The sequence below is a fragment of the Vibrio sp. 10N.261.46.E11 genome, assembly GCF_041472735.1.
Lineage (GTDB): Bacteria > Pseudomonadota > Gammaproteobacteria > Enterobacterales > Vibrionaceae > Vibrio.
In genome coordinates this window covers 1271-1844 of record NZ_JBFRQW010000057.1, presented here as the reverse complement: position 1 = coordinate 1844, position 574 = coordinate 1271, and the positions used below count along the sequence as shown (strand labels likewise).

Annotated in this window: 1 protein-coding gene; it reads right to left on the bottom strand. The window is 45.6% G+C overall.

Annotation, left to right across the window (positions count from 1 at the left end; all coding sequences use genetic code 11):
* Window positions 1-16 precede the first annotated feature (16 nt).
* Window positions 17-574: IS630 family transposase (locus AB4407_RS17620; protein WP_372121468.1), on the bottom strand; the 558-nt coding region annotated here is incomplete at its 5' end.

The following is a 574-nucleotide window of genomic DNA, read 5'->3' as shown; positions in this document are numbered from 1 at the left end:
ATACCAATCTGGAAAATTAACTGGTCAGATTAATCCAGTCTCTGGTGCACATTTTGGTAACTCTATCTGCACGCTCCAAGAATCGATTCCATGCAGTGCATACTTTCGACACAATATCTTGGTAGTCGGTAAAACTCTGATTGGCAAGATAGTGTTGTCTGAGCCAACTCCACACTTGTTCTATCGGGTTTAGCTCTGGTGAATATGGCGGGAGCTTGATGATACTGACATTACTGAACTGTTCTGCAATGTCATTTGTATGCCAGCCAGCACCATCCATAATGACCACTGCGTGACGACCTTTTTCGGTCACCGCGGATATCTGCTTAAGGTGCTCAACCATAATGTCCTTGTTAACCCAAGGAACGACCAGCGCCTCGCCAATACCTCTAGCGGGACATACTGAGCCAAACAAATACGCATATTCAAACTGCTGCTGTTTAACTGCTCTTGGTCTTGATCCACGTTTAGCCCAAAGTCGAGTTGTCGTGTTTTGCTGACCAAATCTTGCTTCATCTTGAAACCAGACATCGACGTTATCAAGCCCCATGTGACCGGGGATCTTAAGGATCGT